Consider the following 22,678-nt stretch of genomic DNA (forward strand, 5'->3'; position numbering starts at 1 on the left):
TATTAAACTAGTGTCACCACTAGAAAACCTAAATAGGTTCCTAATCCCGTACCAAGCGCTCCGGCAAGTATAGCAGGCAAAACCAAATCTACCCTTTTAAAGCTTTTTGCAAGCGCTAAAGCAGTACTTGAGCCACCAATGTTTGCCTGTGAGGCAATAGCTACTATTGACCAGTCAAGTTTAAACATCAATCCACATAAAATAAGTACAATACCATGTACCACTACTATGGCTCCTGTAAACACCAATATGTCTATGGCATTTACACCTACAGCTGCCAAAGCGGTAACTTCACAGAATGCGCCAACCACTACTAAAAATAGGTAAACGGCATACATACCTAGAAACTTAGCACCAGAGATTTTTTGAATGAATTTAGTCTGAGCAAATACTAAGGCCAGCGTGGTCAGAATTAAAACCGATGGAACAGGAAAGCCTTGTAGTGCTGCCCAATCAGAAATAAAGTCAGACATAAACATGGTGCCCAGCGCTAAGCCCATCAGCAAGCCTAAGTTTAACGGAGATAGCTTTTCCTCTTCTGAATGTTTTTCAATAGCTAAAGCTGGTTTACTCAAGACTTCGGGATTATTCCGAACCTTCTTCATTAGCATAGGCAAACTTAAAGTCACTAACATCCAAATGGTAGTCATAATATTATCGGCTACAACAATTCCTGTAAAAACGGCACCTTCTTTTAGCATGCCATACTCTAACGCTATTGCATTAAAATTGGCACTACCTCCGGTATATGTACCAGTCATCATACCAGCAATTGCAGCATAATTCTCACCAAAAACAGCGCGATAATCGACCAGTTGTAAAGCCACTACCACACCAAACATTGTACCCAGTGCCCCAAGTGAAAAAGCGATGAGCATAGGCATTCCTGCTTTTTTTAATTCCCTAAGGCTTACCCCTAAAAGAAGAAAGAAAATACTGGCCGGAGCTACATACTGAAAAATAGAATCGTAAACAGGACTTGCATTGGAAGCAGAGGGAATCACGCCGAGGTTAGCGAACAAAGCCCCCAATAAAATGACTAAAAGAGAACTGCTCAAGTGCTTGAGCTTGGTATGCTTGCAAAGCCATTCACTTCCGAAAATCAGAAAGCTAAGGATCGCTAAAATGTAAATCGGATTCTGGATCATCCGGAATAAGTTAGCCTATTTTTAACAATTGCTTTACAAACAAAAGCATCGATTCTATATATTATTCACCATCATTGCATTCAAATTATGTCCCAAGCTAGAATTTTCCTTAAACGCAATATATTCGTATTGCTAGCAGTATTATTTGTGAGCTGCACAACAGACAAAAGTCAGGTCGATGATTTACACGTCAATTACCTGGCAGATTTTGCTCCCATTTCATCCGAGGGTCATGTAAATGTAGTTATAGAAATACCTGCTGGTACTGTAGAAAAATGGGAAGTGAGCAAACCTAGCGGTACGATGATACAGGATGAAGAAAACGGAAAACCTCGCGTAATTAACTACCTAGGCTACCCTGCTAACTATGGAATGGTTCCACAGACCTTACTTCCGAAAGCGGTGGGTGGTGATGGCGATCCGCTAGATGTATTGGTACTTGGTGAACCTATTGAAAGAGGTAAGGTGGTAGAAACTAAGATTATTGGTGGGCTAAAATTACTCGACAATGGAGAAACGGATGATAAATTAATCGGGATTCAGATTGGTTCATTATTATCCCACATTAATTCTATAGGCGAGCTTGAAAAAGAGTACGGTGGTATGCTAGAGATAGTCAATATCTGGTTTAGTAACTACAAAGGAAAAGGCAAACTTGAGTCTAGTGGTTTTTACGGGGCAGAGGAAAGTAGAATAATATTAGAGCAATCTATTTCAGCTTACAAAAAGCAGTAAAAGCTAACCTTAAGCCTTGCCCAACTGCCTTAAAACTTCTTCTCTATAAGATTGCCCTATTGCCACCATCTGGTCTCCAATTCTGACCTGATTACCTTCAATATATTCGAACTTCGTTTTATTGATGATGTAAGACTTATGGGTTCGAATGAAAAGGTGATTTGGCAATTCTGACAATAGCTTTTTCATGGTTGTTGTTACAATCAAAACTTTATCAGAGAGGTGAATTTTCACATAATCACCCAAAGCTTCACAGAAAAGGATGTCATCAAACGGAGTTCTATATACCTTCTTATCAGCTTTAAGAAGAATATAATCCAGAGCAACCTCCTGTTCGTTTTCTTTACCAAGCTTCTCCTTCACCTTATAAATAGCCTGAACAAACCTTTCGAAGGCAATGGGTTTCATAAGGTAGTCGATGGCGTTTAACTCAAAACCTTCAACTGCAAATTCTGGATAAGCCGTTGTAAAAATAACCTGCGGCTTTTTGCTCAACCCTTTATAAAAATTAACCCCCGATAGTTTGGGCATATTAATGTCTAAAAATAGTAAGTCGATCGACTGCTTATTCAGTACATCCATCGCTTCAAAAGCATCCTTGCATTCACCCTGTAGGCTAAGGTCTGGATGATCGTTAATAAAAGTTTTGAGTACGTTTCTCGACAATGGCTCATCATCGACAATCAAACAAGTGATCATTTTATAGTCAGTTTTACTTTAAAGTCCTTTTCAGTTTCTTCAATTTTGAATTCATGCTTTCCAGTATAAATCAAAGCAAGTCTTCGTTTTACATTTTCAAGCCCAATTCCACCATATTTACCATCCTCCATATCATCAATCACTCCTTTATTATTTTGAATCGAGAATACTATTCCGTCTTCTACATTAAGTGAAATATCAACATAAGCAGAATCTGAAACTCCCTTTACACCATGTTTGAAACTATTTTCTATGAGCGGAAAAAAGAGTAATGGGGCTATCATTTTACCTTCTAAATCTCCTTTTATATTCAGGCGCACTTGGGTACTGATATCAGACCTTAGTTTTTGTAATTCGATATAGTTCTCCAACATCTCTAGCTCTTTAGAAAGTGAGACTTCATCTTCACTAACTTCATATAGCATATACCTAAGCAAATTAGAAAGCTCTAAAACAGTCTCTGCCGTCTGATCGCTTTTACTTAAGGCCAAGGAGTAGATGCTATTGAGGCTATTGAACAAAAAATGTGGATTAACCTGCGCTTTGAGGGAATCTAACTCAATTGTTAACTTCTCTTTTTCTACGCGTTGCAACTTATACCAAGATTTTGACAGCTTCAAAAGTGTAGTTAATACAATGTAAATCAGAAACACTGTAACGAGCACTTCATAGTCGGTAAAAGATACCATGTAGTACTCAAGAGGAAGCAAGGGCAGTAAAAACTCAAAGGTGAGTTCATGCAGACCATAAGCCAAATGAATTAAAGCAATCGCCAATAATCCATAAATAAAATACCTTCCTTTCTGGAGCAGTTTCGGCACTAGTAGGTTCAAGTTCAGGTAGACTAACGCGAACAAGGGTATATGAAAAAGCAAGGCGTAATAGAAGTCGACCGACTTTAGAAAATTAGAAATAGCAAAGTAATCGCCAATCACATAGATGGAAAGCACCCAAAAAATTGGGTGCTGGAACCATTTTGAGTTAATGACTTTACTAAACAGCCTTTTCATTGGGCAACTTTATTGTAAAATTCAGGCTTTTCAAACACTGTTTCGTCGTTAGAATACTTGTCTAAAAACTGACGGATCTCTTCAGTTTTAGCCGTTATCAAGATTGTACCATCCACATTTTCATGACGCATTCTTACCAAATTGCTTTCAAACAATTTGTTCATTTTCTGCAAATCAAATTCAGTAATCGAAATCCGGTCTACTTCTACATCCACTTTCATAAAAGTGTGTACTGGAAACCATACTCTCGATTCCATTGTCAAGTCTACTTGGTCACCTTCAGTGGCATAAAGGTCTAAGAAATAGTCATCGCCAATCAGCGTCAAAGTTGCCTCGTATTCGAAAATTTGCCCCTCATCGTTCAATATCATTTTATAAGACTTGGATGAGCTAGAATATTTCATCGTATTTGTGGAACCAATGTTATTGAAGGCCTTTCCTAACTTATTAAAGGCAGTTCCCATTTTGGCTAAAGCCTCTTCTAGTTTTGTACCGAACTCCAACATCTTACCTTCAAACTCATCGCTTAAAGAATCCATTTGTGCATCCCAGTAGGCTTGCACCACCTCTCTATCTCTAATGGTATCTCCTTTTACAACGATGTAATCATTGTCTCCTACGGTAACTTCAAAACTGCTACTTACTTTAGTTTTGGCATTTTGGTCACTCTCATTCACTTTTATATTCAGGTCGAGCGCCGTGCTTGATTTGAATTCAACATAGCGTTCACCATAACCATCAAGCTCCCACTTACCGATTAGTTCTGGTAAATAGACAATGCTCTCTTCTGTATAAATTGGGAATAAGGAATAGACACATGAGCTCATACAAATAGTAAGTAAGCTTATGGCAAGGAGTACTTTGAGTTTCTTTTTCATGACTTTTAATTTTAATTCTATTTTGAGTTTTTGATTACCCAAATGTGTAGGAGAAGTCTTACCTACTAAAATTTTATCGGTGAACACTAGATTTTTCAGGATGAACAAGAAATTCTTAGTAATCGATCAGTTCATTTACCCAAAATTACCTCCACAGCACGCTTAAAATCGCTCCTAGTATAGTCTGCTAATGCAGAACCCTCATCCGCTGTAATCTGCACCGTGCTTAACCCCATTTTTTTGGCAGGAATCATATCGCTTTCTCTATCGCCAATCATCCAAGATCCTTCCACAATCACCTCATGTTTTGCAATGGCTTTTTCAAGCATTAAGGAGCCTGGCTTTCGTGAGAGCGTTTTCGATATGGAATCGTAGCCTGGAGCAAAATAGATGTCGTCTAAGGCATTATTACATTGGTCTTGTATAGCCTGATGGCATTTTAGAACAAATTCAGCTGTATAGTTTCCTTTTGCGATTCCACTCTGATTTGTAATGACAATTAACTTATAACCAGCGGCTTTCAATCTTTCTAAACCATCAGCCACACCTTCTTTTATTTTGAATTGATCGAAGGCAGTAACCTGAAAACCTAATTCTTCATTCAAAACACCGTCTCTATCTAGAAATACGCAGTTATTCATTTGGCCTTTTTAAATCACTAGTTATTAAAGTAAATTAATTTTCTCCACCCGAGTGCCGTATTTGAGATTATATTAGTTTTGTGACCATTCCCATGTCAGACAGTATCGTAATTATACCAACCTACAACGAACGCGAGAACATCAGCGAGATGATCGATGTCGTGATGAAACAACCTTCGTCATTTCATCTTTTAATTGTCGATGACGGGTCACCAGATGGTACGGGTGCATTGGTCAAGGCGAAAATCGAGGAATTTCCCGGTAGAATTTTCATTGAAGAGCGTTCTGGAAAATTAGGTTTGGGCACCGCTTACATTCATGGTTTTCGATGGGCCTTGAAAAAAGACTATCAATTCATTTTCGAAATGGATGCAGATTTTTCTCACAATCCGGAAGACCTCAATAGGCTTTATTCAGCTTGTAAGAACGATGGCAATGATATGGCCATAGGCTCTCGGTATGTAACAGGTGTCAATGTGGTCAACTGGCCTATGTCTAGAGTAATGTTGTCTTATTTCGCGAGTCATTACGTAAGAATGGTGACAGGCATGCCAATCAACGATACCACCGCAGGGTTTAAATGCTACAGAAGAAGTGTTTTGGAAACTATTTCCCTAGATGAAGTAAGGTTTATGGGTTATGCTTTTCAGATAGAAATGAAATTCCTAACCTGGAAATTCGGGTTCAAAATTAATGAAGTACCAATCATTTTTACTGATAGAACACGCGGCGAGTCAAAAATGAGCAGTGGTATAATTAAAGAAGCTGTCTTCGGAGTTATTCAGATTAAACTTGGTAGCCTTTTTACTACTTATAGAAGACCAATGGAAGTATCTACTGAAGCAAGCGCTAGCTAAAGGAAGTATGCCCCCAACTCTAGAACTTAATCAAACTTAATCGCTTTAACAGGGCTAATTCGAGCAATAATAGCAGTTGGTATCACCAATACTAAACCCACAAGCATTAAAGTCAGAAGATTAATGCCGATAGTACTTAACCAATTCCAATCAATTGGCACATGGTCCATATAATAGGTAGCCGGCTCCAATGGAATAATTTCAAAGAAGTACTGTAAAGCGCCAAAACCTAAGGCAATCGCGTTACCCAAGATCAAGCCTTTGACCACCAACCTGAGTCCATTAAAGGTGAAAATTCTCCGAATTAATTTATTAGTTGCACCGAAAGCTTTGAATGAACCAATCATTTGAGTGCGCTCCATGATAAGGATAAATAGCACCGACACCATGTTAAAGCATGCAACAAAAAGTATAAGAGCTATCAATATGAATACATTTTGGCTCAGAAGGCCCAACCAATCAAAAATCTGTACAAACTTTTCATCCGCACGTTCTGTATAATGCTCAACACTAATTTTTGGAATTATAGCATCATCGGCGGCCTCTAGCTCATCAATATCATTTACAAAAACCTCGTACCCGCCAACTTCATTCTGCGTCCAACCATTCAAAATTCTTATCACGTTAATATCTCCGATCACCGTTTGTTCATCAAAGTTGTCCAAGCCAGTCTCAAAAATACCAGACACATAGAAAGATCGTGTTCGAGGCGGATCCATTATAAAGTGAGTCACTATTCTATCCCCAATCGCAACCCTCATTTTGTTGGCCATACGGCGGCTCATTAATATTTCGTTAGACGCTCTGGCCGCAGTATCTAAGTTCGGATACTCCCCTTCTACCATATAGTCGCTAAAAGTTTCCCTGTCAAAAGAATCAGTTACCCCTTTAAAAAGAAGCGGAAACATCTCATCATTATGTGGGATTAAACCAGGTTTGTGTGCAAATTCTTGAATATGCTTTACATGTTCATCTTCTAAGAGGTTCGTCAACCTTTCCGGTTCCATTAAAATCGGATCCTCCTCGTAAACATTGGTCGAAGAATATTTTTTGATTTGAATATGACCAGAAAAACTAAAGATCTTGTCTTTGATATTATTCTGAAAACCACCTAAAACCTGAAACGATACAACCATGATGGCTATTCCGAGTGCCACACTTGCAATAGCAACCTTATGAATGACAGATGAGAAACTCCCTTTATCGGTAGCGTTTATTCTTTTGGAAATGAAGTAAGGGAGGTTCAAGATTATGGTTAATTTTAAATCACTTTCTTCAAAGATAAACGAAGCGAATGATTAGAGTACTGCTTAGCCTTTGCATTTTTTCACTTTTTGCCTGTTCCCATGCCCAAGAACTTGAGTTGGGGGCATCGAGAATGGACCAATATTTACACTTATTAGAAAATAAAAGGGTGGGTTTGGTTGTCAATCAAACCTCCGTCATCAATACTACGCACTTGGTCGACACCTTATTGTCTCGAGGTGTTAATGTAGTTAAAGTAATGGCACCTGAACATGGTTTTCGTGGTGAAGCACCTGATGGCGCCAAAATTGACGACGCGAAAGACGAAAAGACGGGTTTACCGATCATATCAATTTACGGAAAATCAAAAAAGCCGAGTCCCGAAATGCTGGAGGATTTAGATGTGCTCATTTTCGACATCCAAGATGTAGGCATACGCTTTTACACCTTTATTAGCACTATGCACTACGTTATGGAAGCAGCAGCAGAAAATGGTAAGAAAGTGATTGTCTTAGACAGGCCAAACCCAAATGGCATGTATGTGGATGGCCCTGTAAAAGATGATGACATTAACAGTTTCGTCGCCATGCACCCCATCCCAGTTGTACATGGCCTAACGGTAGGAGAATTAGCCCTGATGATTAATGCCGAAGGATGGCTCAAAGATGGAGTCAAAAGTGACTTGACAGTAATTTCCATGGCAGGTTGGGATCATACAAAAACATACAGCTTACCAATTAGCCCTTCTCCTAATTTGCCTACCGACAACGCCATCACGCTATATCCTTCCTTAGGCTTTTTTGAAGGAACAGTAGTAAGTGTTGGAAGAGGAACGGATTTTCCTTTCGAGGTTATTGGTCATCCAGATTATTCCAAAGGGACATTTAGCTTTACTCCAAAACCTAACCAAGGCTCTAAGTACCCTCCCTTAGAAGATGAGTTGTGCGTGGGGAAATTTTTCGGCAACGAAACTGCAAAACACGAATTGAACCTCAGTTACTTACTAGAATATCATAACGATTTGAAAGACGACACGACTTTTTTCAGGCCATACATTAATATTCTTTCAGGCACCAAATCATTCAAAGAACAAGTTGAATTAGGCTGGACAGAAGAACAGATAAAAGCCACATGGCAACCTAAACTGAATGCGTATAAAGCCATGAGGAAAAAGTACTTACTATATTCCGACTTCGAATAAATGCAAGAATTACGCATCATATATATGGGCACACCAGAGTTTGCTGTACCCAGTCTACAAATATTGGTCGAAAATGGTGTCAATGTGGTGGCGGTTATCACAGCGCCTGATAAACCAAAAGGGCGAGGACGAAAGTTGGCAACAACACCGGTGAAAGATTATGCTGTTTCGCAAAACATACCCGTGCTTCAACCTACAAATCTGAAGAATCCTGATTTTCTGGATGAGTTAAGAAGCTACAAGGCCAACTTGCAAATTGTAGTGGCTTTTAGAATGCTACCCGTAGCCGTTTGGGATATGCCTGAAATTGGAACATTCAATCTACACGGATCACTCTTGCCACAGTACAGAGGCGCTGCCCCTATAAACTGGGCAATTATTAATGGCGAAAAGGAAACCGGCGTAACTACGTTCTTCCTAAAACATGAAATCGACACTGGCAATGTCATATTTCAAGAGAAAGAACCCATTGGCGAGGATGACAATGTTGGCGATGTTTATGAACGACTGATGAATCGAGGAGCTAAGCTTGTGCTACGTACAGTCGAAGCCATACAAGCTGGAGATTATCCACAAATCGCACAGAATGAGGACCAAGAAATAAAGCATGCGCCAAAAATCTTCAAAGAAACGTGCGAAATAGATTGGTCAAAATCAGCAGAAGAGGTCCACAATTTTGTAAGAGGCCTATCTCCTTATCCAGCCGCATGGAGTATTTTAAACGAGAAGAAATTCAAAGTTTTTAAAACTCAAAAAACGGTTACCGATAAGAAAGGCAGCCATCCAGGAGAAGTTCTGACTGATAACAAAACCTATTTGTTTATTCAGACTGGAACAGGCCCGATTGCCATTTTAGAGTTACAAATGGAAGGAAAGAAACGCATGGATATTAAGTCATTTTTACTCGGAAATACGTTATGATCAGTACCATAGTTGTGGCAAAAGCCAAGAATAACGCCATCGGAAAGGATAATGATCTTTTGTGGAGATTACCTGACGATTTTAAATTTTTCAAGAACGTTACGCTTGATCATTTTGTAATTCTAGGCAGAAAGACTTTCGATTCTCTACCTGGCCTTTTACCCAGAAGAACTTTTGTTATCATCACGCGTCAAAAAGATTACCAAGCACCTGAGGGTCATTTTGTGGTGCATAGTTTGGAAGAAGCATTCGACCTTTGCCAGCTCAAAGCGCAAGAAGAAGCATTTGTAATTGGTGGCGGCGTCATTTATAAGGAATCTATCGATAAAGGTTTGGTCGATAAAATGTATATCACCGAAGTTGATGCTGAAATAGAGGGCGCTGATACCTTCTTTCCCGAGTACGATAGTACCAATTGGACCGAAGCCGCGAGAGAACACCACGCCGCTGACGATCGGCACAAATACGCTTTCGATTTTGTGACTTACACTAAGGCTTGACCAATTGTTGGCTAAAAGTTGATCTCGAACAATCTGCTTATTTTAGATCACGATAAGCAATGAAAAATCTAAGAAACATAACCTTTTGGATTACGGGAGCCTCATCGGGCATTGGTGAAGCACTAGCCATACAATTATCTCAGTTACCCGTAAATTTGATTCTCTCTGCACGGCGAGCAACAGAACTAGAAAGAGTTAAGAAAGCCTGTTCAAACGAAGATCGCGTTAAAATTTTACCACTTGATCTAACTGATTTTGACAGTCATGAAGAAAAGACTAACCATGCGATTGCGCAATTTGGCCAAGTAGATCACTTAATTAATAACGGTGGCCGTAGCCAACGCTCTCTGGTCAAAGACACCATATTTCAAGTCGATAAAGACCTAATGGAAGTCAATTACTTTGGGTCAGTCAGTTTAACGAAACAGCTTCTGCCACATATGCTAAAACGTGGAAATGGGCATTTTACAGTAGTAACAAGCCTAACCGGTATTTTCGGAACGCCTTTTCGTTCGGGTTATGCGGCTAGCAAACATGCACTTCACGGTTTCTATGATAGTATGCGAGCAGAACTTGAAGATTCAGGCATAAAAGTAACTATTGCTGCACCTGGTTTCGTAAAGACCAACGTCTCCATTAATGCTTTTCAAGGTGATGGCAAGGCGCTTGGAAAAATGGACGATGCACAAGCCAATGGCCTGACTCCTGAACAGTGTGCAAAAGCCATCATCAAGGCAATTTCAAAACAAAAAAGAGAAGTATATATCGGCAAAGAGTCTTATGCGGCCTATGTGAAACGGTATTTGCCATGGCTTTTCGCAAGGCTTATTAAAAAGGCCAAAGTAAGGTAGCCCCATTGTCCTATTTAGTATAAGGCGTCAACCGGTGAATATAAAAAAAGCCATATCGAGTTTTCGATATGGCTTTTTATAATTTCAATTTTCCTTAAACCCTAGCTGCAGGCTCCCTCATGCCTACCCATGTAAACCTGCGATTCACATAATCAGGATTAGTGAAAGATGCATTTCCAGCTGGGTTCCCTCCAGTCACGTGGAAATCAGAGAATGCAGCATTCTGATTCACGAAAATCTGACCTACTAAATTAAATGATACTGGTGTAGCTGCTAATGACATTTCATCTGCTATGAACTCCTTCATTTCTTCATCTGTAGTGTAAGCACCACATGAAATAGCACCATAAGATTCTGCCATTTCTTTTGCTAAAGCGACTGACTCTTTAGTATCCTTTGTCTTGATTAAGAAAGCGATTGGGCCAAACATTTCTTTAGAAAATTTGTCTTTATCGCCTGCCGTCAATTCGATAACTGTTGGTGTTTGAGTTCTCGCATTCTGAAAGATTGGTATGCTTTGCTCTATGGCCCTGGTCTCTAACCAAGTCTTACCGCCTATTGCCGCTGATGCACCAACTGTTCTTTCAGCGGTAGCGGGGTTCTGAATGGTTCCTGCCACAAATGGTCCTGCTTTAGGGTTGTTAATCAAGCCATTCGTAAAATCAGCAAATTTTTGAGCCACTTCATCGAATGTCACTACGCCTTCTGGTGTTTTAACACCACCCTCAGGAATAAAGAAATTCTGAGGTGCAGTACACATTTGTCCAGAGTAAAGCGCTACTGAGAATGTGATGTTTTGAATCACTTTATCTAGGTTTTCAACTGAATCAAGGATGATTGAATTCACTCCTGTCTTTTCAGTAAATACCGCTTTTGGTAAAGTTTCTAGATAAGACCCAAATTCAGAATTACCCGTGAAATCAACCACTTTTATAGCCTTGTGCTCTGCAAGTTCTTTAGCAATAGGTGCTGATTGCGAATCAACTGCCAATTGACATGCTTCTGGATCAAACCCTGCATCTCTTAGCGCATTTCGGATTTCTGCAACCACAATGGCCATCGGTAAAACGGCACCAGGATGAGGCTTCACTAATACTGAGTTCCCCATCATTAAATCTGCATAAACGCCGGGTACAGAATTCCATGTTGGGAATGTTGAACAACCAATCACCAAGCCGATTCCTTTAGGAACTGCTCTCCATTCTTTGTTAATCACCAAGTTGTATTTACCCATTGGCTTTTCCCAAACTGTTGAATCAGGAAACCTACCGAGCTCTTCGTACCCAGCAGCGATTGCTTCCAATGCTCTATCGGCTGCATGAGGACCAGATGCCTGAAAAGCCATCATATAACCTTGTCCGGTGGTATGCATAGTAGCATAAGCATTCTCGAAAAATCTTTTCGAAAATCGCTCTAGCGAATCGATCAGTACTTGTGCACGATCTTCTTTAGAAACCTTTCTCCAACTGTGAAATGACTTTTCGGCTCTTTCAATTAGCACATCATTCGCAATTTGTGGGTAAGTTGTTCCAACAGGTTCAGCAAAATATGGAGAATCCTCTTCTCCAATCCATGCCACTTCACCAGACTGCTGCAACTCTTCAAACTTACCTTTTCTCAGGGCTTTGAAAGCATTTTTACCATCAGCATCAGCAGTTTCACCATAAATTTTTGGCGATGGATGCTCCGGATACTGTGCATGAAAAACTCTGGTGTGTAAGGCTTCTATCGCCTTGTCTAAAATTTCTTTATTTGCTGGTGACAATCCCATAACGAACGTTTGTTTGGTCGAATTTAAAACAATGGTTTGATAATTAACAGCGTTGAAACACGATTGTTCCGCTATGTGCCTTCTTCATGAAAACGATCCGTATATTCTAACTGAAATCAGTTGTTTAAACAGTACCTAGAAAAAGAAAGTTCTTTCTACAAAACATTTCCGAAAGTAATTAGGTATACCTTTGCGGAGGTTAACAGTGGAGAAAATGAACGATAGAAAAACGACTAATTTATTATTGCTGATTATCGTTATTCCTTTGGTTTTCTACCTTTTTAAGACTTTATCCTTCATCTTGATACCTTTCGTGTCATCGATGTTCATTGCCTTACTCTTTTTGCCACTCATGCGCTGGCTTAAAAGTAAAGGCTCTCCTAAAGTAGTCAGCCTAATTCTCGTCGTTTTAATCATAGCAGCTTTCTTTAAGTTGAGTGGCGAGTTAATACAACTTTCGAGTAAGGAAATTCTTTCCAAAGACAACGCCTTTTTAGATCAAGCCAAAGTAAAACTAAGCGGACTCCTCTACTCGATTGAAAGCTTTTTTGGGGTAGATTTTCTACAAGGAGAAGACACTTTAGCATCGTTTATTAATAGAGATACAATCAGCAAAAACTTTGCTCCGACAGTTGGTTTCATCACGAATACGCTCACGATGACTTTGACTACGGCATTCTTCGTTTTACTACTTCTAGCCGGTTCAGTTGATATTCAAAAAATCTTAAGACTAACAATATTAAAGAAAGAGTTCGCATCCATAAAGACCTTCATGAAAATTGAAAAAGACCTGATCACCTTCATTAAGGTAAAGTTCTTTATTAGTCTTTTTACTGGTTTGGGAATAGGTATTGCCTGTTGGGCATTTGGTGTCAGCTTTCCAATTTTCTGGGGTCTGTTTGCATTTGCCATCAACTTCCTACAAATGGTTGGTTCGGTGGTCAGCGTGGTGCTTTTGGCCATATTTTCCTTCGTTGAAATTGAAACTACATCCATATTATTCTTTTTTATTGCTACCATCACCGGTGTTCAAGTATTATTTGGGGGTGTTTTAGAACCAATTTTTATGGGAAAATCATTTTCCATAAACGTGATCACAATTCTAATTATGTTGATGCTATGGGGCTATGTATGGGGCATTCCAGGATTAATCATGTCCATACCGATTACAGTATTTATTAAAATATTGCTAGAGCAATACGAAAGCACGAGGGTAATCGCTAAACTTATATCCGGCAATACAGAAAGCAAGAAGCTTAAAATTGGCAATGCTCAATTTCCTGCTGAATCACAAGATTAGCTCTCGATCTCATTTCCGTTTATAAAATTGATTTGAGTTGATTGATGCATTGACTTAACTTATCTAATCATTTCATCAATAGAATTCAAATCTTATGGATACCGTCATTCGAACTGCGCGAATCTCACTTTTGCTTTTCTTTATTTTTTGCTCCAGTCTACAAGGTTTTGCTCAAGACATGACACCTTACATTATTTATAATGCCAAGGGCAAAAAGGTTTCATATAAAAAAATGCTCAAGCAACTGGAGAAACAGGATGTCATTTTCTTTGGTGAACAACACAACAACCCAATTGCGCATTGGCTTCAATTTGAAGTGACACGTGCCTTACATACAAAACGTAAGCTGGTACTTGGTGCAGAAATGATCGAGGCTGACAACCAGGACGAATTAGATGAATATTTAAAAGGTGCTATAGACCAAAAGGCTTTCGATACCCTTGCCCGTCTTTGGAAAAATCATCCGACAGACTACGCGCCTTTAGTTGATTTTGCCAAGAATAATCAGTTGAAATTTGTAGCGACAAACATTCCTAGAAGATATGCCAATCAGGTATATCAGAAAGGTTTTGAAACGCTAGATGGATTGACTGAAGAAGAAAAATCTTGGATTGCTCCCCTTCCTATTGCATTTGATGCAAGCCTTCCTCGATATGTGAACATTTTAAGTATGATGGGCGATCATGGCACACCTAACCTAGTAAAATCCCAAGCATCAAAAGATGCAACTATGGCTCATTTCATAGCAGAAAATCACCCTAAAGGCGAACTATTTATTCATTACAACGGCGCCTATCATTCTGACTTCTTCGAAGGGATTGTCTGGTATTTGAATAGGCTAAATCCCGACAATAAGATAATAACCATCTCAACTGTTGAACAAGATGACATTTCTAAACTGTCTAAGGATCATTTTGGGCAAGCTGACTTTATTATTTGTGTGGACAGTCATATGACCAAGACTTATTAATCATCAAAACATGTAAATTGTGGGCTGTTACTGACTTCCCTTTCTATGAAAAAAATTGGTTTAGGCGTACTCCTCATTTTACTCTTGTTTGTGGTCTATCTTTTGGTTAAGACTTTCACTTTTACGTCAAAACAACTCAAGGTTGATGTAATAGAAAAAGTGGTTATTAGTAACGATGCGGTTGCTAATTTTCAGGAAGCATTGAAGTTAAAAACTATCTCTTTTGAAAATGATGCTGATTTTGACCCTAAACCATTTCAGGCATTCAACGATTTACTCAAACGAAATTACCCTTTAACCGATTCACTACTAAACCATCAAGTGTTCAGCGAGTTCAGCCACCTTTATAAATGGGAAGGTGCTAATGCTAGCCTGAAGCCTGTTGTACTCATGGGTCATATTGACGTGGTGCCAATAGCATCGCCAGAGAAGTGGTCAGTAGACCCTTTTGGAGCCGAAATAAAAGATGGGGAGATCTGGGGACGCGGCACTATCGATGACAAGTTTTCGGTAATCGGTATTCTGGAATCAGTAGAAATGCTCCTCAATCAAGGATTTCAACCTGAAAGAACCATATACCTTGCTTTCGGTCACGATGAAGAAATAGGTGGTGAAAAAGGTGCTGTTCAGATGGCCAAGTATTTGGAAGATCTGGGGGTAAAAGCAGCATTCGTTTTAGACGAAGGTTATGCCATTACCCAAAAGCTTGTCCCTGGAATTGAAGCAGATGTGGCCATGATAGGGATTGGCGAAAAAGGGTCGACAACCATCGAATTTACAGTTGATATGGATGGTGGCCATTCTTCAAAACCAGCTAAAGAAACGGCTATTGATGTTTTAGCCAAAGGTATTTCCAACTTAAAAGCTAGCCCCTTGAAAGCTTCAATTTCGGAAGCCATGAACGGGTTTATGGACTACTTAGGGCCAGAAATGGGTTTTGTTAATAAGATGGCTTTTGCTAATCGTGGTTTATTTAAAGGAATGATTATTAGTACCTATGAAAATGCAAGTACTGCTGGAAATGCCTTGGTGAGAACGACTACTGCACCAACCATTTTTGAAGCAGGTATTAAAGAAAACGTGATTCCCACCTATGCTAGGGCATTAGTCAATTTTAGAATTGTACCTGGCCAAACTGCTGAAGACATTCTAAAGCATGCTAAAAATGTCATGGGCGATGAAAGGGTGAAAGCTAAGTTCTTTGGTTTTAACTCTGCCCCATCTCCAGTGTCATCAATAGAATCGGATGGTTATATCACAATCAACAAAACTATAAAACAGATTTTCGACAAGACTTTAACAGGACCTAATCTTGTAATTGCAGCGACAGATTCTAGGCATTTTGGGGCTATAAGCTCAAATATCTATCGGTTTGTGCCTTATCACATCAATGAACAGAACATAGATACTTTCCATGGAATCGACGAACGTATCCCGATTGAGGATTATAAAGACGCCATACGTTTCTATATTCAGTTAATCAAAAACTCAAGTAAACCAGCAGAATAACTGGTATCAGTTTAGAACCAACCAGCTCCTAGGTTTCTGAAAGGCCACGGAATAGAAGCAAGTATTAGAATAAGACCAATCAAGTAGAATGTGGCAACCGCACGAGATTTCTTAGTATCACTTACCGCACGTTTCGCCTTACTGTAGCCTACCGTTATAAGAGCAATAGCGACTAACATTAGACTAATATGTTCCACCGTGTAAAATCTAAGCACCGGACTGGACATCGTTTCGCTTGAAAACACCACTTTAGGACTCATTATGTACATCACAATACCCAAAACCAATTGAATATGAGTGAAAATCATAGCAAAAAGTGTAATCTTCTTGTCTTTTGGAGACCATCGACCACTACCTTTTTTCGAGAAGGCATTGGCAATCGCTACGATTAAAAGAATTAAAACAATCCAGCGTAAACCTGAATGTGCATGTAAAAGTCCGTTGTACATAATGGTAAGGTTTAAGTGCAATTTAATCACAAAAGTCTTTCGACTTATATTTTGCTATTTTTTCCTTCAACTCAATTCCCTAATTTTCACTCAAACGCTAATTTCAACTTGATATGAAAGCTGCCCTTTACACTGAGTTTAATGGTCCAATTACCATTGAAAATCTATTGGATCCAGTACCAGTATATGGAGGTGTTGTGCTAAAAGTTGAGGCAACAGGACTATGCCGATCTGACTGGCACGGCTGGGTAGGCCACGATACTGATATTCTCTTGCCCCATGTGCCTGGTCATGAATTAGCGGGGATAGTCTCGGCAGTGGGTAAAGGCACAAAAAAGTTCAAAGTTGGCGATAGGGTAACCGTACCTTTTGTAGGCGGGTGTGGTAAATGTGCCCAATGTGCTAGTGGCAACCAGCAAGTTTGTGATAATCAATTTCAACCAGGATTTACGCACTGGGGCAGTTTTGCAGAGTATGTGGGTATTCACTATGCAGATACTAACTTGGTGCACCTACCAAGCAATGTTTCTTTTGAAACGGCTGCAAGTCTTGGCTGTCGTTTCATTACGTCTTATCGAGCGGTTGTTCATCAAGGACAGGTTCAAGCCGATCAGTGGGTAGCCATATATGGTTGTGGTGGCGTTGGCCTATCAGCCATTATGATTGCTAAATCAAAAGGAGCCCAAGTAATTGCTATTGATATCAATGATGAAGCTTTAGCATTTGCTGAGTCAATAGGTGCAGATTTTTTAATCAATTCGAAAGAGCAAGATCCAGTAGAAGCTGTAAAGGAAATTTCGAATGGTGGTGCTCATCTTTCAATGGATGCTTTAGGAAATAAAATCACTTGCTATAATTCAATTGCCAACTTAAGAAAAAGAGGAAAGCATGTTCAAGTAGGCCTCATGGCTGGTGATGATTACGACCCTAAGGTACCTATGCACTTGGTGCTAGCCAATGAATTAGAAATTCTAGGTAGCCATGGTATGCAAGCTCATGCCTATCCAGAAATGATGAATTTGATAAAGTCTGGAGAATTAGAACCCGAACGACTCATTGGTGAACTGATCAGTTTGGAAGAAGGCGCGGCACTACTCCCAGAAATGAATAAATTCAAAGGAATTGGCGTTCGAGTTATCAATAAATTCTAAACCTCACTCATACCTTAATGATTCAATAGGATTTTGCTTCGCAGCCATGTAGGTCTGCCCTATTACAGTCATTAATGCCAATACGAGGGTCAAAAGACCTGCACCAACAAATAACCACCAATCCAAAGATGTTTGGGCCGCAAAATTATTCAGCCAACTATTCATAAAGAACCAGGCTAAAGGACAGGCAATTAAGAAAGCTAGTAACACCCATTTCACAAAAGAAACACTCAAAAGTCCCACTACCTGTTGCACATTCGCACCGATTACTTTTCTTATTCCTATCTCCTTGATTCGTTTTCTAGTTTCATATAAGGCAAACGTAAAGAGCCCTATTGAAGAAATAATTAATCCTGTAAGCGTGAAAATCATAAATATTTGAGACAGTTTCCTCTCTCGCTTATACTGAGTCAATAGCTTATTTTCCAACAAGGTATACTCAAAAGTTTTATTCGGGTTTATGGTGTCAAATAGAAGTTCTAATTGACCTATTGTGGATTGGAAATTATCAGGTCTAAGTTTTACGATGAACTGATTTTCAGGATGCTCCAAATATATCATCACCATCGGCATTACCTTGCTCGATAGGTGTTCAAAGTGAAAATTATTCGTTACACCGATTATTTGGAAAGGATTGCCTTCACCACCGATCCCTGAACCCACGGCTTTCACATCATCTATATTTTCAATGTTCCAATAGTCCTTTGCCGCTTGATTGATAATAAGCTTAGGCTGAAGAGGGTCGTCAGTATTCTCATCGAAAAACCTACCTTCGAGAAGTTCAAAATCTAAAACGTCCAGATAGCGTGGGTCTACATTTAACATTTTAGTTTCCGAATATTTGAAATCGCTTTTCGCTCTTCTCCAAGGCATATTTGAGCCATAACCATCAATCGGCATTGGACCCTGAGAAAACGATATTACTCCCGGAATTTTAGACAGCTCATTTTTAACCAATTGATAGTTCTCAACCTGCTTCTGCTCTTTTACTCGTGTTTCTTCAGGGTTATCGAAGTTGTACGGGATCCTTTCGAAGTAATTAATAGCTACTACATTGCTTGGTTTATAACCAAGGTCCTTAGACTGCATGTAACTGAATTGCTTATATACTATTGAGGTTACTATAATCAATGTAATTGCAAAAACATATTGAACGGTCGTCAGAATTTTACCTGCTCGACCTGCCTTTCCAGTTGTAAGCGCACCACGTAAAGCTTGAGCAGTTACATTTCGAGGGTTTTTAAAAGCGGTGAAGACAGTTGACATGGTGATAAAAGCTAAGACACCCATTGTTAAAGTTGCAACTACTTCAAGGGTAGAAAAATTCTGTGATATTTCTAGAAACCCTAAGTACCCAGGCTTAATCAACTTAAATATCCCGAAGGATAGACTAATACAAAGCGTAGCATAAATAATTCTGTTAACTATTAGTTCTTTGAGAAAGTCTAGAGCATCTGCACCATTTACTTGTTTAATTCCGCGAACTTTTAATTGAGCATATCCAAGCGTTATTTGTAGACTTGAAAAATTAAAAACACTAACCAAAAGCACAACAAGCGCCACTAAAATTAGAATATTTACCTCTTCTATATCACCAAACTTTACAAATAGAGAACCCGTGAACTGATTATTGAAGTAGATATCTTTAAAAGGAGTTATTGATAAAACGCTCTCCTTAAATCGAGGATTTTTTCTCGCTAGATGCTCAATTTTGACAGCGAATGCTTCTTTATCAAAGCCATTTTCCATTAGAAGAAATTCTTGCGAGGCGCGTGCCCAGAATTTCTCGGCGTGTGAGGGCACTATAAAATCAAAGCTTATGGAGCTATTGGATGGAATATCCTTCATAATAGCTCGAACCTGATAATAACCAGTTTGATCAGTTTCAAGATAAAGCGTTTCACCAATTGGGTCAGCCTCTCCGTAAATTCGTTTTGCGGTTGTCTCCGTAAGAATTATACTCGTTGGGTCTTTCAGGACATTCTCTTTATCCCCTACCAGAACTTCAAAATCAAAGAAGTCGAAGAAGGTACTATCTGATACCAAGCCTCTTCCTGGAAACTCCTCCTCATTCTTTATTAATTTTATTCTATTCGCAGTATAAAAAGTCGTCCTCAACCTTTTCTTAACTTCGGGAAAGCCATCGAAATTTAGGCCTAGGTCTAACTGACCACTAACCATTCTCAATCTATCTATCTGGCTTTGCTGAATTACCGTTAGGTATAAGTTTTCAGAATTCTCATGAAATCTATCTGTTGAAAGTTCATTGTCTACCCATATGTAAATCAGAAATACACTCAGTATTCCAACTACCATACTCGTCAAACTTCCTAAAGTAATCAGCTTATTTCTGAGCATGGTTTTGAGCGCAAAATTGAAGGAGTATTTCATATTCTAGCTTTATTCATCTAAGGTTTATTCGTATTCTACAACCTTTAGATGAACTCGTTTCGCAAATAGTTTTAACAAACTCCTAATTATTTAGGAGAATCTAATAAATAAACGGTTAACATACTTGCCGACCGCTAACCATGAACCACTGGAAATAACTTGTTAATTCTCGTAAAAACAATCTATAGGGGGTATTAAAACGAGATAACATGGGATGGTCAGCAATACATATTAAACAGCAAATTGAAGAGAATAAACCTAAAAAAGCTTTTGCCAAAGCCAGAAGTATTTACGGCGATAGAATGGAAGATTCTCTCATAAAAAAGCCTAAAAAGGTCAATATAACTACTGATTTTGATGAGCTTTTGAGGATTAGAAAAGAAAACGCTCGACGTAAACAAAAGTCGAGCGCTAGATTTATGTTTCTTATCGGATTTGGAATGTCAATATTTCTGATATCATTCTTAGTGATGACACTACAAAGGATAACTTAAAGCTTAGAATTTTAGAGCCGCATAGCCCTTCAATTGGTAAGTTGTCATTGTCGTCAACATTGAAGTGGCTGTTTCTAAACCCGGAGCCAGTTTAGTATGGTCAATTTGACGTCCCATCATAGATTGAGAGCAAACAACAATCTTAACTCCGGCATCTTGCAGTTCTTTGAATAAGGGAATGTGTGGATTGTCAATTCCATATTTCTCATTGTATTTTTCATTATTCAAAACAGACCAAACGGCACCTCCATGTATTGCCATTACGATTTTCATATTTTCCTTCTTCACCCCACCCATGGCATGTAAATTCATTAGGCGCGCCACATTAACAATAGAATAAAATGGCTCACTCACTTTAGAGTCGGCAGTCACAATATCGACAATGACTTTGTACTCCATATCAGGATCAGGCTTTTCAGTAGCATGTGGCGCATCGAAAATACCTCCATAATTCTTTATTACAGGATTAATCCTCTGCTGAGCAAGAGAAATATTGACAATAAAAAGGGCGAAGAATAAGAGAAAAACGCTTTTACGAGAATTCATAGTATGATTGATTTATCCAGCGGTCAATAGACACAATTTTGAAGAATAAATCAATTAAACATTCATCTATTGACTAGTCCCACTTAAAGTAAGTGTATCCTTTCTGAGTATATGTTGTAATGGTCGTCAAAGCAGAGGTGCCTACTTTTACGTTATCGATCAATTGGTCATAATTATAGCCTGAATTGACATAGGATTGTCCGCAAACTACCACCTCAACACCAGCGTCCATTAACTCTTTATAAAGTGGAACATATGGACTCTCTTTATCATACTTTTCCTTGAAAGCCTCAGCATTCAGTACAGAACTAGTAGCTCGTCCATGGATCACAGCTACAACCTTCAAGTTTTCCGGCTTAACACCGCCAACACCATGTAAATTCATCAAACGCGCTATATTAACAGCTGCAAATGCAGGTCGCTTTGATTTATTGTCCATTTTAAAAACTAGCTCAACGAGTATTTTATATTCCAAATTCGGATCAGGGGCTACATCAATACCCTCCAAATCCAATATGCCTCCGTAGTTTTTTATGATTGGGTTTTCCCACTTTTTTTCTTCTTGACCATAAGAAAAGTTGAGCCCAATTGATAAGAGTAAAAGAAGTGTTATTCTGAATTTCATAATTATTAAGAGTTTAGAACAAGGACGAGAAAACTACGCTCTATTTCAAACCGACCATGGAATATAGGTCTAATGTATAAAAAGAGGCCATATTTAGGATGAACGCAGGATACACTGGTCTGTTGCAGAAAAGAAAAACTAACATTTTCTTGAATTAATATACCGGTCAGTATATTTTTATCTTAAATATGACAAAAGCTGAGCGAACTCGAAATTTTATCATCGCACAAGTCGCACCTATTTTTAATAAAAAAGGTGTGCATGGCACAAGTCTATCAGACATTACTAGTGCCACTGGATTAACGAAAGGTGCTGTCTATGGAAATTTCGCTGATAAGGACGCATTAGCCATGACGTGTTTTGAATATAACTTAAGGTTTCTTCAGAAAGGGCTTTACAAATCTTTAGCAATTAGTGGAACGGCCATTGATAAGCTTTTAGCTTTAATTAACTTTTACGAAAGCCACTATGCTAATATCTCAGCAAACGGTGGATGCCCTTTAATGAATTCAGCGATTGAGGCCGACGATGCCTACCCTGTTCTAAAACAAAAAGTAAAAGAGACTTTCACCCTTTGGAAGCAGGAATTGACTGGCATTATCATAGATAGTCAACGACAATTTGAAATAAAAGCCGAAACTGACCCTATAGCTTTTTCGAATACATTCATTGCCTTAGTAGAGGGCGGTATTTTGATTGCCAAGACTTTGGATGAACCTGAATATTTTATGCAGGTTACTCGTCAATTAAAATCGTTCGTACAGCGCGAACTCAAACTAAATTAAT

At 39.0% G+C, this 22,678-nt stretch carries 23 protein-coding genes; 12 read left to right on the forward strand and 11 right to left on the reverse strand.

Annotation, left to right across the window (positions count from 1 at the left end):
* Nucleotides 1-2: 2 nt before the first annotated feature.
* Nucleotides 3-1,148, reverse strand: a complete 1,146-nt coding sequence (locus JXQ92_RS00700; protein ID WP_421984654.1) for a DUF819 domain-containing protein — start codon at nucleotides 1,146-1,148, stop codon at nucleotides 3-5.
* A gap of 87 nt (nucleotides 1,149-1,235) precedes the next feature.
* Here JXQ92_RS00700 and JXQ92_RS00705 point away from each other — a divergent pair, with 87 nt between their 5' ends.
* Nucleotides 1,236-1,883, forward strand: coding sequence for an inorganic diphosphatase (locus JXQ92_RS00705; RefSeq protein WP_421984655.1), 648 nt, complete (start codon nucleotides 1,236-1,238; stop codon nucleotides 1,881-1,883).
* 9 nt (nucleotides 1,884-1,892) lie between these two features.
* Here JXQ92_RS00705 and JXQ92_RS00710 read toward each other — a convergent pair whose 3' ends face one another.
* From JXQ92_RS00710 to JXQ92_RS00725, 4 genes are all read right to left on the reverse strand, one after another.
* Nucleotides 1,893-2,582 carry a LytR/AlgR family response regulator transcription factor gene (locus tag JXQ92_RS00710; RefSeq protein ID WP_421984656.1) on the reverse strand — a complete coding sequence of 230 codons (690 nt, stop codon included), beginning with the start codon at nucleotides 2,580-2,582 and terminating at the stop codon, nucleotides 1,893-1,895.
* On the reverse strand, nucleotides 2,579-3,592 hold the full coding sequence (locus JXQ92_RS00715; RefSeq protein WP_421984657.1) for a sensor histidine kinase: 1,014 nt from the start codon (nucleotides 3,590-3,592) through the stop codon (nucleotides 2,579-2,581). Before JXQ92_RS00715 ends, JXQ92_RS00710 begins: the two co-directional genes overlap by 4 nt.
* Nucleotides 3,589-4,470, reverse strand: a complete 882-nt coding sequence (locus JXQ92_RS00720) for a hypothetical protein (protein ID WP_421984658.1) — start codon at nucleotides 4,468-4,470, stop codon at nucleotides 3,589-3,591. Before JXQ92_RS00720 ends, JXQ92_RS00715 begins: the two co-directional genes overlap by 4 nt.
* A gap of 131 nt (nucleotides 4,471-4,601) precedes the next feature.
* The gene (locus JXQ92_RS00725) at nucleotides 4,602-5,111 is read right to left on the reverse strand and encodes a D-glycero-alpha-D-manno-heptose-1,7-bisphosphate 7-phosphatase (RefSeq protein WP_421984659.1); all 510 of its coding nucleotides are present in this window, start codon (nucleotides 5,109-5,111) and stop codon (nucleotides 4,602-4,604) included.
* 92 nt (nucleotides 5,112-5,203) lie between these two features.
* On the opposite strand from JXQ92_RS00725, the gene JXQ92_RS00730 reads away from it, so the two are divergent.
* Nucleotides 5,204-5,968 (forward strand): polyprenol monophosphomannose synthase, encoded by a 765-nt coding sequence (locus tag JXQ92_RS00730; RefSeq protein ID WP_421984660.1) that lies wholly within the window; start codon nucleotides 5,204-5,206, stop codon nucleotides 5,966-5,968.
* Nucleotides 5,969-5,994: 26 nt separating this feature from the next.
* Here JXQ92_RS00730 and JXQ92_RS00735 read toward each other — a convergent pair whose 3' ends face one another.
* A complete protein-coding gene (locus tag JXQ92_RS00735; RefSeq protein WP_421984661.1) occupies nucleotides 5,995-7,215 on the reverse strand; it encodes an ABC transporter permease in 1,221 nt (406 codons plus the stop codon).
* Nucleotides 7,216-7,262: 47 nt separating this feature from the next.
* Between JXQ92_RS00735 and JXQ92_RS00740 the strand changes: the two genes are divergently transcribed.
* From JXQ92_RS00740 to JXQ92_RS00755, 4 genes are read left to right on the forward strand one after another with little or no spacing between them, the layout of a single operon-like run.
* The gene (locus JXQ92_RS00740; protein WP_421984662.1) at nucleotides 7,263-8,414 is read left to right on the forward strand and encodes an exo-beta-N-acetylmuramidase NamZ family protein; all 1,152 of its coding nucleotides are present in this window, start codon (nucleotides 7,263-7,265) and stop codon (nucleotides 8,412-8,414) included.
* Entirely contained in the window at nucleotides 8,415-9,335 is a 921-nt protein-coding gene (gene fmt / locus JXQ92_RS00745; RefSeq protein ID WP_421984663.1) for a methionyl-tRNA formyltransferase, read from the forward strand.
* Nucleotides 9,332-9,835 (forward strand): dihydrofolate reductase, encoded by a 504-nt coding sequence (locus JXQ92_RS00750; RefSeq protein ID WP_421984664.1) that lies wholly within the window; start codon nucleotides 9,332-9,334, stop codon nucleotides 9,833-9,835. The genes fmt and JXQ92_RS00750 overlap by 4 nt, the downstream gene beginning before the upstream one ends.
* 59 nt (nucleotides 9,836-9,894) lie before the next feature.
* Nucleotides 9,895-10,686, forward strand: a complete 792-nt coding sequence (locus JXQ92_RS00755) for an SDR family oxidoreductase (protein WP_421984665.1) — start codon at nucleotides 9,895-9,897, stop codon at nucleotides 10,684-10,686.
* 94 nt (nucleotides 10,687-10,780) lie between these two features.
* Here JXQ92_RS00755 and paaN read toward each other — a convergent pair whose 3' ends face one another.
* On the reverse strand, nucleotides 10,781-12,457 hold the full coding sequence (gene paaN, locus JXQ92_RS00760) for a phenylacetic acid degradation protein PaaN (protein WP_421984666.1): 1,677 nt from the start codon (nucleotides 12,455-12,457) through the stop codon (nucleotides 10,781-10,783).
* Between the two features lie 214 nt (nucleotides 12,458-12,671).
* On the opposite strand from paaN, the gene JXQ92_RS00765 reads away from it, so the two are divergent.
* From JXQ92_RS00765 to JXQ92_RS00775, 3 genes are all read left to right on the forward strand, one after another.
* Nucleotides 12,672-13,757: an AI-2E family transporter gene (locus JXQ92_RS00765; RefSeq protein WP_421984667.1), complete on the forward strand. Its 1,086-nt coding sequence runs from the start codon at nucleotides 12,672-12,674 to the stop codon at nucleotides 13,755-13,757.
* A 232-nt stretch (nucleotides 13,758-13,989) separates the two neighbouring features.
* Complete coding sequence (locus JXQ92_RS00770) at nucleotides 13,990-14,727, forward strand: ChaN family lipoprotein (RefSeq protein ID WP_421984668.1); 738 nt, start codon at nucleotides 13,990-13,992, stop codon at nucleotides 14,725-14,727.
* Nucleotides 14,728-14,772: 45 nt separating this feature from the next.
* Nucleotides 14,773-16,236, forward strand: a complete 1,464-nt coding sequence (locus JXQ92_RS00775) for a M20 family peptidase (RefSeq protein ID WP_421984669.1) — start codon at nucleotides 14,773-14,775, stop codon at nucleotides 16,234-16,236.
* 11 nt (nucleotides 16,237-16,247) lie between these two features.
* Here JXQ92_RS00775 and JXQ92_RS00780 read toward each other — a convergent pair whose 3' ends face one another.
* The gene (locus JXQ92_RS00780) at nucleotides 16,248-16,685 is read right to left on the reverse strand and encodes a cytochrome B (RefSeq protein WP_421984670.1); all 438 of its coding nucleotides are present in this window, start codon (nucleotides 16,683-16,685) and stop codon (nucleotides 16,248-16,250) included.
* Nucleotides 16,686-16,798: 113 nt separating this feature from the next.
* On the opposite strand from JXQ92_RS00780, the gene JXQ92_RS00785 reads away from it, so the two are divergent.
* Nucleotides 16,799-17,836: a zinc-dependent alcohol dehydrogenase family protein gene (locus JXQ92_RS00785; RefSeq protein WP_421984671.1), complete on the forward strand. Its 1,038-nt coding sequence runs from the start codon at nucleotides 16,799-16,801 to the stop codon at nucleotides 17,834-17,836.
* Nucleotides 17,837-17,839: 3 nt separating this feature from the next.
* Here the strand turns inward: JXQ92_RS00785 and JXQ92_RS00790 are convergent, their stop codons facing one another.
* Nucleotides 17,840-20,227 carry an ABC transporter permease gene (locus JXQ92_RS00790; RefSeq protein ID WP_421984672.1) on the reverse strand — a complete coding sequence of 796 codons (2,388 nt, stop codon included), beginning with the start codon at nucleotides 20,225-20,227 and terminating at the stop codon, nucleotides 17,840-17,842.
* A gap of 209 nt (nucleotides 20,228-20,436) precedes the next feature.
* Here JXQ92_RS00790 and JXQ92_RS00795 point away from each other — a divergent pair, with 209 nt between their 5' ends.
* Nucleotides 20,437-20,721: a hypothetical protein gene (locus JXQ92_RS00795; protein ID WP_421984673.1), complete on the forward strand. Its 285-nt coding sequence runs from the start codon at nucleotides 20,437-20,439 to the stop codon at nucleotides 20,719-20,721.
* A 3-nt stretch (nucleotides 20,722-20,724) separates the two neighbouring features.
* On the opposite strand, the gene JXQ92_RS00800 is transcribed toward JXQ92_RS00795, so the two are convergent.
* Entirely contained in the window at nucleotides 20,725-21,267 is a 543-nt protein-coding gene (locus JXQ92_RS00800) for a DsrE family protein (RefSeq protein WP_421984674.1), read from the reverse strand.
* A gap of 73 nt (nucleotides 21,268-21,340) precedes the next feature.
* Nucleotides 21,341-21,892, reverse strand: a complete 552-nt coding sequence (locus JXQ92_RS00805) for a DsrE family protein (RefSeq protein ID WP_421984675.1) — start codon at nucleotides 21,890-21,892, stop codon at nucleotides 21,341-21,343.
* Between the two features lie 188 nt (nucleotides 21,893-22,080).
* Here JXQ92_RS00805 and JXQ92_RS00810 point away from each other — a divergent pair, with 188 nt between their 5' ends.
* Nucleotides 22,081-22,677 carry a TetR/AcrR family transcriptional regulator gene (locus tag JXQ92_RS00810; RefSeq protein WP_421984676.1) on the forward strand — a complete coding sequence of 199 codons (597 nt, stop codon included), beginning with the start codon at nucleotides 22,081-22,083 and terminating at the stop codon, nucleotides 22,675-22,677.
* Nucleotide 22,678 lies beyond the last annotated feature (1 nt).

This window comes from Roseivirga sp., assembly GCF_049099775.1.
GTDB lineage: Bacteria > Bacteroidota > Bacteroidia > Cytophagales > Cyclobacteriaceae > Roseivirga.